The 12,785-nt window shown below is 45.1% G+C and carries 6 protein-coding genes; 1 reads left to right on the forward strand and 5 read right to left on the reverse strand.

The features are described from left to right. The first annotated feature begins 84 nt into the window (after window positions 1-84). On the forward strand, window positions 85-1,470 hold the full coding sequence (locus tag A7985_RS14010) for an aminotransferase-like domain-containing protein (protein ID WP_065791101.1): 1,386 nt from the start codon (window positions 85-87) through the stop codon (window positions 1,468-1,470). A gap of 39 nt (window positions 1,471-1,509) precedes the next feature. On the opposite strand, the gene A7985_RS14015 is transcribed toward A7985_RS14010, so the two are convergent. From A7985_RS14015 to A7985_RS14035, 5 genes are all read right to left on the reverse strand, one after another. Then, a complete protein-coding gene (locus tag A7985_RS14015) occupies window positions 1,510-1,866 on the reverse strand; it encodes a RidA family protein (RefSeq protein ID WP_065791102.1) in 357 nt (118 codons plus the stop codon). Window positions 1,867-1,986: 120 nt separating this feature from the next. Beyond that, window positions 1,987-2,757, reverse strand: a complete 771-nt coding sequence (locus tag A7985_RS14020; RefSeq protein ID WP_065791103.1) for a hypothetical protein — start codon at window positions 2,755-2,757, stop codon at window positions 1,987-1,989. A gap of 9 nt (window positions 2,758-2,766) precedes the next feature. Beyond that, on the reverse strand, window positions 2,767-4,956 hold the full coding sequence (gene pbpC / locus A7985_RS14025) for a penicillin-binding protein 1C (protein WP_256096768.1): 2,190 nt from the start codon (window positions 4,954-4,956) through the stop codon (window positions 2,767-2,769). A 69-nt stretch (window positions 4,957-5,025) separates the two neighbouring features. After that, complete coding sequence (locus tag A7985_RS14030; RefSeq protein WP_065791104.1) at window positions 5,026-9,522, reverse strand: alpha-2-macroglobulin family protein; 4,497 nt, start codon at window positions 9,520-9,522, stop codon at window positions 5,026-5,028. Between the two features lie 194 nt (window positions 9,523-9,716). Further along, window positions 9,717-12,785 carry an efflux RND transporter permease subunit gene (locus A7985_RS14035; protein WP_065791105.1) on the reverse strand — a complete coding sequence of 1,023 codons (3,069 nt, stop codon included), beginning with the start codon at window positions 12,783-12,785 and terminating at the stop codon, window positions 9,717-9,719.

Here is a 12,785-nt window from a genome sequence, read left to right on the forward strand (position 1 = left end):
ATATTGTATTGATACAATTATTGCTATTTGCTCTGTAATCTATTAGTGTCATAAATACAATTAGTCATCAATTTATTTATTGTTATGAATACAATTTGGCACCCAGACAGTGACACATTTAATGACCTCGCCCAACGCCAGCCAAAATATATGGCACTGGCTGAGTTAATTGAAACGGCTATTGAGGCAGGAAAACTGAGGTTTGAGCAGCGCTTACCGGCTCAGAGAGCGCTTGCAGACGCACTCGGTATTACCCATGGTACCGTGACCCGCGCCTATGTTTTGTTGGAGCAGCGTGGATTGGTTAGTGCCAAGCTTGGTGCAGGCACTTATGTATCAAAGCGCAATTGCAGTGCCACCACGCATGGGGTAAGTGATTTAGCGTCCAGCGTGCAACCATCAATGGGGCAAGACACGGTGATGGCGTCGGCGATGAAATCGTTATCACACAGTGTGGCGGATCTCGCAGAAGTCATGACATACAAACTTAATGGGCTGGAACGCCATCAACGATTTTATCGAGAGTGGCTCAAACAAAAAGGGTTTGAATGCGACCAGCACGATATCGTTTTTACTCAAGGTGCTCAACAGGGCATTTTTGCCTGCTTGTCTGCTTTGTGTGAACCACAAGACTTAGTGTTACATGAATCACTCACCTATCCTGGTTTTATAAAGGCATGCGAAAGCCTTCACTTACAATATCAAGGTGTACCAGTGCAGGAAGATGGCATTGACTTGCAAGCATTAGAAAGTTTGTGTCAGCAGCACCCTGTGAAGGCAATCTATATTACGCCAAATTGTCAGAACCCAACCAATATTCGATATAGCGATGAAAAGCTTGCCTTGCTGCTTGCCATGAGCCGTAAATACCATTTCTTCATCATTGAAGATGACGTGAATTACTGCCTTCCTGAAAAGTGGCGCTTGCCTTTGTGGCAACAAGCATCGGATCGTATTTTTTATATTGCTAGTTTTTCAAAATATTTTAGTGGCGGGTTGAGAGTTGGCTATGTACTTGCCCCTCTTTTATGGCAGCAGCAAGTCATCAATGCCATTCATGCTCAGTGCTGGTCGGTGTCTATGATGAATTTTGAATTACTCATGCGGGCACTGCAGGGCAAAGAGTATGAATATGTGCAAAATAAACTTGCAGAAGAATTGAGGTACCGTCAGAGAGCGCTTCAAAATGTATTGGAGCGATTTGATTTTCATGCACGTTTTGCAGGTCTTAATGTATGTTTAATGTTGCCCGATGAGCTGAATATGCATTATCTGGCAGCGCATTTAAAAGGTCATAGTGTCTTGGTGCGCAGCTTGGATGTATTCAGTTCAAGGCGTGAGCCGACAACCTTAAATGGCATTCGTTTTACTCTAGGCGGCCCCTCATGTCGGGCTGAGTTTGACCTAGCAATGTCACGTTTACAAGCGGCGCTGTCTCAGCTATCGGAGCGTGGTGATGTAGTGATTTGATGTAAGTGCGTGTATAAATAACACGCACTTTATACGTTGCTAGTCCTGTTTAACCGCGGCAGTAACAGACACTTCAACCAGTAGTTCAGGTCTTGCCATAGCTGCTTCTACACATGCTCTTGCAGGTGCATGGCCCTCAGGCACCCAGGCATCCCAGACTTCATTCATTTGTGCAAAGTGTTTCATATCGCTGATATAAACAGTGGCACTTAAAATATGGTATTTGTCACTATTTGCTTCTGCCAATAGCCCATCTACTTTGTCCAGCATAGTTTGGGTTTGTTCTTTGATACCCTGCGTTGCGTCTTTACATACTTGACCGCATAAATAAATGGTGTCGTTATGCACAACAATACGGCTCATACGCTGGTTGGTATGTTTACGAGTAATGGTCATGATGTTTCCTTAGTTTTACGTCATTCACAATGGCTGATATGACAAATTCGCATTGAGGCTTGCTACTGTATCACATCTAGCCATGTCGGACTCAGGGGATAACAACTAAGGCTGCGAATTCTAGACTGAAATCATCAGTAATCCGATGGCACAAACAATCGTCAGTCCAATAAAAATATTGGCCAAGTTACCCGTATCGGCGATAGGTTCAGGTATAAGCTCTGGCTCGGGTAAACGCTGTTGTGTCATACGATAGTAAAAATTGTCACCGTAGCGCGCTTGAAGATCGTCTCGTTTCGACCATTCAAGTTGTTCGGTTAAATAAATGAGTATCTCACTGGATATCAATTGCTTATCGTCTTCGCAAGTTTTCTGATAATGTAAGATTTGGTCAAAAATGAGCGCGCTGAGATCGTCTCTAAGTGCATGTTCTTGGCCTGCAGGGTGGTCTATCAAAAGTTGCCAAGCAGTGAGTTGATTTCGACGTAATGCATTGCCTAATAGTTGCGTCAGTTCTTCATTAAACTCTTGGTAAAGTGGATGCGCTTGACTCGCTTCGCTAGGCGAAAATGGTTGCTTGAGTGTTTGCAGGGCATCATCGTAAGCTTGTTTGAGCAAAGTGGTTTGTTCATCACGTACTTGCTCTGATTCAGATGCGAGTTCTGCAAGTTTTTTTTGATAGGCCGCTTCAATTAATTGTTGATCTGAAGTCGGTTCAAGTTCTAATACTTTCCAAGGATCAATTGACACAGTTACATTCACCTTTTTCATTCTTGAGCTTAAAAGCCGCGTTAAATCAAACGCGCTAACAACCCAGAGTTTAGCAGAACCGCAGCGAATATCTAAACCTACTGTGGACGTTTGTGTTTGTTTTAGGGAATTTAACCGCATTTAAGCTGCTTATGGATGTATATAAATCGTTTGTGTATCACAGTCTGTATTGATACATGCAGACACCACGGTTTCTCCAAGGTAATTTTTTAGGTGCAATTGAGGAGTTATTATGGGTTTGTGATTGATAAACCATTGAATTTTTTGAGTACTAGATACCGTGAGCGGCAAAACATCTACTTGTGAACGGTAGTAGTGTTGACCGCTTTTCAGAGATGTAATTGCTGGAGCAGAGGAAGCGTGATTCAACAACATGTTAGGTTGTATCGCTTTCTCCGCTACCAGCCATTGGGCAAGCTTAGTGGGCCACTGAGACGAAAGTGTAAAGTTGCCGTAAAGGTCCATACTCGGTGGTGTCATACCATTAATTGTTAGCGCTAGGTGCTGTTCTTTACAGTCTTCTTGTGGCACTTGCGCCAGCGCTCTGCCACTTGGCCAACAGATCAAAGTCTTCTGGACACCAGCGGGCTTTTCGAGAAGGTGTTGGTCTTCCGGCAACAGATCAAAGGCATCAAACATGATCGGTGCGGCTTGTGTGGCTCCTAAATATCCGAGCATCGGACTGGCATCAGGCCGGCCTACCCAAATCGCAACAGTATAATCAGGGCTGACGCCGACAGACCAAAAATCACGATAACCGTAGCTCGTGCCTGTTTTCCATGCAATCTTTCTTCGAGTTGACGGGACCACGCGATCAGGCGCGCTTTGTGAACTGAGCATTTGAAATAAAATCCAGCTACTTTCTGGACTTAGGATTGTACTTGTTTTGGTAGCTCGCTGGTTGTTTAACGGAAGTCGTACTTTGTCTGCCTTAAGCGAATGCAATGTGGTCACTTCACCACGGCTGGCTAATGCGCGATACAGTGTAGCCAGTGTAATTAGATTGGTACCTGTGCCTCCGAGACCCACAGCTAAGTTTGCATCCTGATGTGAGAGGTGAATATTGGCCGCTGCCAATTTATCTTCAAAACGTTGTGGCGTGATGCGGTTAAGAAGTTGAATCGCGGGTACATTGAGCGATTTTTGTAACGCTTGCTCTGCAGTCACGGCACCACTGAAGTAGCCATTCAAGTTTTGGGGCTTATAGCCATTGAAGTTACTAGGTAGGTCGCTCAATAAACTTTTACTGTGGATCAGGCCCATATCAATTGCTTGGCCGTAGATAAAAGGCTTTAACGTTGAGCCTGGGGAGCGAATAGCACGCGCCATATCTACATGGGAAAAACGGCTCAGGTCATTAAAATTAACAGAGCCTTGATATGCGATTATCTCTGCACTGTAATTTTGTACGATGACTGCTGCTGCAGACGCTTTACGTGGCAACTGACCACTGACGCGCTTCATCAAAATGTTGAGACGGCTTTGCAATTCAAAGTCAATGGTGGTGCTGATAGTGTGGTTTTGTGGGTGTTGGTTTTTTAAATAGCGACTTAACAACGGAGCCAAGGGAGTTTGTTTGCGTGTATATAACTGGACAGGCTCGCTAACCAATAGGTTCAGTTGTGCAGCTGTGATTAAGTTACTGCCTTTCAACCTAGCGAGCACTTTATTTCGCATTGCCTTGGCCTTATCTCTATAGCGGTCTGGACGATAGCGAGAAGGTTGTTGTGGCAGTACAACGAGTAGCGCAGCTTCATTTTTATTAAGCAATTTAGGATGTTTGCCAAAATACTTTATTGACGCAGCTGCTATACCCTCAATATTGCCGCCAAATGGCGCTAAATTAAGGTAAAAGTCGAGAATTTCATCTTTAGAATAATGCCATTCAAGCTGCACTGCGCGAGCTATCTGATGCAGTTTACCGGCGATGGTTCTGTCATGCGGATCAATCAATCTGGCGACTTGCATAGTTAGGGTCGATCCGCCGGATATAATTTTGCCATGCATTACCCATTGCCCCGCAGCCCTTAGTAATGAAAAAGGATTTACACCATAGTGATAGTAAAACCATCGATCTTCATAATACAGTAAGGCTTGAATATAAAAGCGATTTACGTCTTGTGACCCAATATGATATCGATGCACGCCTTGAGCATCGCCAAACGCACGCAGGGTCGTATGGTCACTGGCTGTAATACGCGTTGCTGGCCCGTTTGGGTAGATTGGAGGGAGTGGGTTAGTCATAAGCCAAGCAATGCCTACCAAAATCAGCGTGATTAAGACAAATGAGATAGTGACAAAAATTTTTTTGATGGTCATTGCATTACGACTAAGTTAATAGGCAGATAGCAGGGGTTATGCTATCTGCCATGTGGTTGCTAAACAATACTAGCGCTCAATGGAGAGTGTAGAGGGGTATTGCGTATAAAGCACATGCTTTTGTGGACGATACATGGACTCCATGAAACTAGGTGGGTTGCCATATACGCCGGGGACTTCAGCTCTTAGAAGGTAAGCAAATTGCTGCTTTCCTTTACGAATATCTGCAGCGGCGACATATCGGTCACTGCGATACTCTTGATGCTCTGTAGTGGCCAGAATGACACCATCAGGCAGCAACTGTTCAATGTTTAACTCCTGAAGTAATGCCGGGTTTTCAAGTACAAACCCAGCAGGGATACGATCAACCAGCAGCGCATCATGAATACGCTCTTTGCTGTGCACATCGAGTACTACCACAACGCGATCGCCAACTTTTAACGTGAGGTTGTTATCCATAGGATTACCATCTAGGGTAAACCAACGTCGCAGCAAGTGTTTCATGTTGATGGTATTAAATGGGTTCACTTGGTTTGCTATGTTGCCATCATATCTAACATACCCTGTAGCTAACTGCTGAATATACAGACTTTTGCTGCCTGTATTTGTGACCGTTGTGTCAGGCTTTAGCGCTTTTTCCAGCAGGCCAGTGTGCATGAGTTGGTCCTGATCAATTTGCACGTTCAGCGTTTGCAGGTTGTGTTGGGTAGCCGCGACTGCCCCACGCAGCAGTGCAGCTCGTTCTTGTGTGCTTAACCAAGATTGCGCAGTAACTTGCTCTGGCAGTCGTTCAAGTAGGGCGCTACGCAGCTTCTGCGCTTGCTCGCTTAAGTCTTGTAATTGAGCGATATCATCCAAGGCTAACGTAGCTAAGGCTTGATCTCGAATATCACTGCCATAATCATAGAAATAGTGCTGACTCCTTGTTTGCTGTCTGTATTGATTAAGCAATGCGGCACTTTGGACACTTGCACCGGTATTGGCATATGCAGCGGCCAAATGCAGCAAACTCAGTTGAGATGGGTGGGTACGAAGGTGCAATGCTTCAAGATCACTGAAACTTAACTTGCCCATACGACTAGAAAAGTAAGCGGCATAGCTTTTTGCTGCTGTGGCTTCTTCCTTACGGCTAGTCAAGCCATCTACAAAGTCACCGCGCGCATACCTTAATACACGATACTGTGCGTCTTGAAGCATGCTTCGAGGCACTATCTCTGGATAGTTTTTATCAATATGAGTGAGTAGATCCGTTACATAGACAGTTAACCATGGTTTTTCGACGCCATAACTGCCCCATAGTCCAAAACCTCCCGTTGTTTTTTGCATTGTTTTTAAACGTTTCACAGCTGCACTTAAGAAGTCCTGATTGCTTTTGAGCTGGGGGTTTTGACTTAGCGCGCTTTGTTGGAAGCGTTGCAGCTCAGGATGTTTGAGTGCGAATGGCCATGCTTTACTGGTGGTTTGTTCGGCGCAACCATACGGATAAGCACCTAACCCTCTCGCAAATTCGGCAATGTTCAGTATCGGAACATGACTGATTAATAATTTGCCTTCTTTACCAGCAATCATATTGAGCCCTGACCAACTATCTTGGTTAATCGTTAGGGACTTACCGGGCTCAAGCGTATGATTGCTGGCGTTGGTTGCCCATGGCTCTATATATTTGATTGGTACGCGCCAGCTTCTATTCACCTCTATATCTTGACCTTGCACAGTTAAGGTGAAGGTGACGATATTATCAGAGGTGACATTGGAAACGCTAAGTGGTAGCGCATGACTCCAGCGCTTACCGTGTTCAAGCACAATTTGCTGTGCAGCTTGGTTAAGCAATTGAACGCCTGAATCAGTCTGTAGGTTGACGCTGAGTTGCTTTGTTTCGCCGCTGATATTGTGTAAGTCAATGGCAATACTCGAGATGTCTCCGGGGACTAAAAAGCGCGGAACGCTAAGCTCTGCAACCAATGGCATACGAATGATTTGATCTTGGACTAATTGGCCAACTTGTGCATCATTAAAAGCGGTTACGATCAGCTGTGCTTCGCCATTATAGTCTGGCAAGGTGAGTTCAATCAGTGCTTCTCCATTTACGAATTTCACAGGATTAGACATCAACTGGATGGTTTTGCTTTCGACTAAATCGTCATTACGGTTGGTGTTATTGCTGTTGTTGTCGCTACCAAATCTGGATTGCGCGAATGGATTGGGGCGAGGGTCGTATTGTCGAGAGTATAAATCAACAATATCTCCGCTGTAGCGGCGCTGTGCAAACAGAAAGTCATGGGGGCTTTGCGGTGAAAATCGGCTTAGGTTGATGATCCCTTTGTCAACCATAGAGACCGTCACCCAAGTTGCTTTTCCTGCGGTTACGCCAGATGCTTTCACTGGAATAGTAATGGTCTGTAAAGGCTCAATACTCTCTGGCATTGCGGTGGTGAGTTTAATTTCACGATCGGCTCTATCTAATTTGAGTGGTGAAATACCCAAATAGCGTTTTGGTGCTTTCTGTTGTTGGCCAAATACGCTTGCAGTGACATATAAATCGTGACGGTTTAGGCCTGATTTAATCGGTATTGAAACCTCAGACTGGCCTTTCTGCACGGTGCGCTTTGTCGACCACAATACTTGGTCAGCTTCGAGTGTAAGTAACAGTTCGCCGTCGATTGGAGAGTCAAAGGTGATTTTCGCATGGTCCCCGCTCGAGTACGCCGTTTTATCGAGTGACAGTTGTAAATGTTCCGGTTTCGTCGGGGACTGGCGGTAACCGCGATACCAGCCAGCGTAAAAATGATGGATGGTTTTAGTGCCATTAGCCAAATCCACCGCTTCGAGCTTATAGTCCCCCCAAGTGACGGGCAGTTCTACCCGTGTCGTCGCGGCATTTAAGTCGACGACCATTTGTTGCGTTTGTCGCCATTGGTCTTGTTTTTTTGTTGTCCAGCCGATGCCTTCTTCATACATCCAATAATAGCGGCCTTGGTCATAAGACAAAGTTAATTGCACGCTGCCGCTTTCTAGGTGTTGTCCATCAGGACTTAGCAAGGCAACGTCAAAGGTCGCATCGGAGCGGTATTTAAAGGTTTTACTTAATGGCTTGAGTGCGGGAAGAGGCGTATCTTTCCAACTTGTAAATGTTGTACTGCGTTGCACCGCAGCACCGCCTGACTCCTGCAAAGCGAAAAATACTTTCGTGCTGATGGGGCTTTTAATGTTTCGCACATTTGGTGTTGAGATGGCAACCGAAGCAGTGCCTTCCTCAGACATTGGCTGTTTAGGTAAGGATTTGTATCGGCTAGATAAGTAGAAATCTTGTCCGACGATAAAGTCTTTATAGGGACCAGTAAAATGGCGCACGGGATGGTGGGAAATATCAGTGGTAAATATATTACCAGCGGCAGGGCTGCCAAACAGATATTTACCCGTGAGTTTAATGTGGTTTTGCGTACCCGCATAGACAAAAGTTGAAGCCGGTGATACTTGTAAGTCCATACGCTCAGGTACAAACTCTTCAAGTTGAAAATGGAATTCTCCGATAGATTGGTTTGCACTTGGATCTAATTGGACCCCTACGGTATATCGGCCGGTAGGCCAATCATTTGCCGTAATAAGCTGCTTTTGAAATAGACCCGCATCACTGATAGTTAATGTCTCTTTGATGATTTCATCTTGATGCGGGTTTTTCACTGTCAGCGTCAGTGTTTCGCTTTCATGTGCGAATCCATCGTGGTCACGTAATAGTACGTTGACTGGTAGACTGTCTCCTGGCCTTACTAAGTCTCGGTTGCTATAAATATAGGCTTCTACTTCTTGGTAAGGACGCCCTCCAAGTGCATATGCAGATAGATCTAAAGGGACTTCCCGCAAAGGCAGTAATGCGATTTCAGGGGTTGTGCCGTTTTGATCATGTTCCACCAATACGATATCGTTCTGTTCTGCTGTAAAGGCTAAATGCAGATTACCATTTTTATCGGTGCGACCTTGTCTGTGTAGCTTATGATTGCGATAAATACTCACTTTTGCATTGCTGACACTAACACCATCCTTCAAGCGGTTGACACTGAAAAATGCATTGTTTTTTTGAAGGCGAGCTTGTATGCCAAGATCAGTTAGGAGCATATGTTTGACTTGAATATCGTCAAATATACCAGCGGCTTTTACCGTTACTATATACCAGCCCGATGCTAAGTGCTTTGGAATAGGCAGTTTAGCGCTGTGGGTTGTATCTGGGGCGTTATCTGGCAAGGTATACCTGTCAGCAAATACGCTATTAAAACTGTAACTTAAGCGGTCTAGCGAGCTGGGGTAAATAGAGTCATTCAGATAGTGTCTACTTAAAAAGTCATGGGGGCTGGTCAGATGAAGTATTTCGACATCGACCTGTTTGGCATTTTTGTAGCTGATAGGCAATGCCTGACCACTGCCTTTAGGGACGAGTGGACCTGAACCGATTATTGCGACATGTGGTGTTTGGCGAGTTTGATTTTCGGCTTTGAGTGTTGTGTGCCAGCCGAGCAGTATGAACAAACAAAAGCATAGCATGCCAAATGTTCGCACATTCCTTATGTTCATGATTTCCCCTTATATTCTGACTGCGTTTTGAACAATTTTAAGTGGTTCAAATGAATGTGAGGTGATTATCCAACTAATCCCATCTAAGAGTAAATACTGAGAGGGCATCTATAAAAAAATAAATGGCACAGCTCTGTAAGAACAGGCCATTTATCGGATAGGTAAATGGTATTAACAAAGTTATTTATAACCTGTTACGCGCTCACGGAGCATGTTGTGTGTGGGGAGCACTCACTTTGATACATGCGCAATGAAAGCAGCGCGGCCATAAATGGAATACTGAGCAGTGCACTGAATGTCATACCGCCGACAATAACGGCTGCCAGACCGCGGTAGATCTCCGCGCCCTCACCAGGCAACAGCATCAGCGGTAACATGCCGAAGATGCTGGTCCCCGTACTCATAAATATGGGGCGTTTGCGTACAGCAATTGCGTGCATGATGGCGGCTTGTTGGGATTGGCCTTGCTCGGTTGCCAGTTCATATTGATTAATCAATAAAATGGCATTGTTGATAACGAGCCCCATCAAAATGATAAACCCAATCATAGTGATAATATCGAGTGGTTGATTGGTGAATAACCCGATGAGTCGCAGACACAGCATGCCTCCTAACATCGCCAGAGGCATGCTCAGCAGGACTGCATAAGTTTGCCGCCAATTACGTAAGCTCAAACGTAGCAGCACGCATAAAATGAACAAAGACAGTAGAAACATGTGGCTAAACTCAGTAATGAACGTGCCTAATTGATCAGCGCTGCCGCGCCAAGAGGTACTAATTTGATGATATTCTTGTTGAGATAGGAAGCTTTTGGCTTCTTGCTTGATAGCCGCGACAAATTCACTTTGGCTCATCTCCATAGGGGGAGTGAGACTTAAGGTTGCAACGCTGCGTTGATTGATTCGGTTAAGTCTAGATGGCGCGACAGAAAATTGGGCATCGGTCAGTTCGGAAAGGGGCCTCAAGCCAATCCCTGCAATGGTAACTTCGCGACTTAGTAGGGTTTGTAGGTCATCAGAACTCTGTATTTTTAGATAAAAAGGTAAGTTTTGTCCTTGGCTATTAAATCGTCCCAAATACACACCTTGTGTCAACGACTCCAAATGCACTTTTAAGTCATTTAGAGTGAGTCCGTAACGTAACAGTGCGTGGTGATTAGGTGTGAAATCAATTCTTGCAACATTATTAGTCAGCTCACTAACTGCTCTAATTTGTGCTCCCTCGAATTTATTTTGTAGGTGATGGAGCAATTGTTTACCTGCTGATTGCAGCTGAGTGAGTTCAGCGCCGTGGAGATCTAAGTAACTGAGGCCCGCATTGGGTAAGGCGAGTCGTAATAGATCTTCTTGTACAACGGTGACGCGAGTTCCTGGTAAGTCATTCACGACAGATTCTTTGAGCCATTGTTGAAATGAATCGTAGTGCCAATCTTTGGGCGGGTAAAAGTAGAGTAGGCAGAAGCCTTGCCAGCAAAATAACCCCGATAAATCGTAATTTGGGGCTAGGCCAAGCTGCTGTTGTTGAGCTATTCGGGATAAAATAGGTTCGGCAATATGCGACTCGGTTGCCTTAGGGGAAAGTGGATCCTGAAAGCTAATGTACGCATGGACAGCGCGATTTTTCGCTGTGGGTAGCAAATTCATTTGCGGTGTGAGTAACCAAACTGCAAGACATGCTGCGGGTACCAGCGCGAAGACGATGCTCAGTGCCGCTGGGCGAGACTGACTAATAGACTGGTAAATCGAGTGAACTTGGCTTGAAGTGTGACTTTGAGAGGTCGATTTATTGAGTAGCATTCTAGCCATGACCGGAAGTAAACACACCGCGCTGAGTAATGAGATCAGTAACGCGCTTGAAATAGTAAAGGCCAAATCTTTAAACAGCTGTGCTTCAGGGCTACGCATAAGCAATATTGGGATAAATATCACGATACTTGAAAGCGTCGATGAGGTGATGGCCCCCCTCACTGCTTTGACACCAGAGGCAATGGCTTGATTTAGAGGCATGCCGCCACGGCGGTGTTGTTCGATGCTGTCGACCGCCACAATGCTGGCATCTAGCAATAGGCCAATGGACAGTGCCATACCCGCAAGACTAATGACGTTTAAGCTGTAGTCAAATATGGACATGAGTAACACAACCGCGGCAAGGCAGATAGGAATAGAGACAAAAATCAACGCAACGAAACGGTGCTGCTTGATAAAATAATAAAGCACCAAGCTAGATAAAATAATCCCTACAAGTAACGAAATATAGACTTGAGATATGGCATTTTTTACTGCTTTAGAGTCGTCTCGGCTGAGTTTTAATTCCATGTCAAGTGAGGCAAGGGGGCCTTGATTGAGCTGTTTGATGACCTCTTTGGTTTCTTTCAGCGTGGCTAGCACGTTGATATCTGGTGAAGATTGGAAATACATATAAAAGGCACGTTTACCGTTTACTGAAGAAAATAGCCACTCACGTTCTGTGCGCTGCTCAATGGTGGCAATGTCGCTAAGGTAAATAACGTTTGGTTCATGGTAGGCAATAGGGAGTGACATCAGCTCCGATAAGCTTTTTTGCCCTGAAAAGTGAAGTGCATAGCGTCTATCTCCAAGGTGCATGTAATCACCTGAACCATCACTCAGGGTGTTTAGCTGTTGTTGGATTTGCGTGATATCTAAACCGTAATGTTTAATCTTGTCGTATTGCAAAGTGACGTCTACACGTTGTTGAGTTGGGTTGTTACTGGTCACGATACTTTGCACGCCAGTGATTTTACTCAGTGCGGGCTTTAAGTGGTTTTCATAGGCTTGGATAAGCGCTTGCTGTGTTGTGGGAGCGGCGCTGACTAACATCATTGAAGCAAGCGAAGCACTGCTGCCAGAAGCAAAGTTTGTTACGGTTGGCGCCGAGACTTCACTTGGCCAACCGGGCACTTGATTAATGCGATTTAAGGTTTCAAGGTATGCGTCGTCCATGTTGCTGTCAGGCTGAAAGGTTAGATTAATGAATGCGCCACCAGCGTTCACCGTGGTGGAGATGAGCGTACTATTGGGAATGCCATCAAGTACTTCCTCAAGTGGAGAGACTAACACTTGTTGAACTTCCTCAACCCCCTTACCAGGCCAAGTAACGCTGATGCTGATTTCTGGTCTTTTGATCGGCGGGAGTAAAGCACTTTCTAACTGATTGACAACTAAAGTGGCAAATACGCATATCAAGGCTGCGATAGACAATATTATTTTATCTCTTAGGGTCATCGTCTGCTGTGATTGAGGCAT

It is taken from the genome of Pseudoalteromonas luteoviolacea (assembly GCF_001696455.1).
Taxonomy (GTDB): domain Bacteria; phylum Pseudomonadota; class Gammaproteobacteria; order Enterobacterales; family Alteromonadaceae; genus Pseudoalteromonas; species Pseudoalteromonas luteoviolacea_C.